The organism is Clostridium tyrobutyricum DSM 2637 = ATCC 25755 = JCM 11008 (assembly GCF_000359585.1).
GTDB classification, from domain to species: Bacteria; Bacillota; Clostridia; order Clostridiales; family Clostridiaceae; genus Clostridium_B; species Clostridium_B tyrobutyricum.
This window is the reverse complement of record NZ_APMH01000072.1, coordinates 1-385: the sequence shown is the minus strand read 5'-3', so window position 1 is coordinate 385 and position 385 is coordinate 1. Positions and strand designations below refer to the sequence as shown.

The 385-nt window shown below is 30.4% G+C and carries 1 pseudogene; it reads right to left on the bottom strand.

From position 1 onward, the window contains the following. Positions 1-290: 290 nt before the first annotated feature. Positions 291-385 (bottom strand): annotated as a pseudogene (locus J418_RS16310) (transposase); the annotation flags it as partial.

Here is a 385-nt window from a genome sequence, read left to right as displayed (position 1 = left end):
TGTTTATCATAGATTACATATTTATAAATATTATATCCACACTAATATCTACTTATTTATATTGGAGATTTTATATTTTCTACTCATGGCTATAAGCCTTTTTGAACTACAGGTAAAACCTGTGATATTCCAAATAAATATCCACTAGTAAAACTAGTGGTTTTGCTTTTTCGGGCATAGCCCTTCTCCCAAAGCAACATCTTAAGATGTAAAAACGATCTGCCGCGTGCATTATTCTATTAGTTACCCTTAAAAGGGTCGTCCATATCAAATGCTAATTGTTCACTAGCTTAATCTTCTTTTAATTGATTTGCTATATATTCTTTTATCTTTTTTTATTTTTACCTACTGCACCAACATAATATCCTCTACACCAAAAATGCCT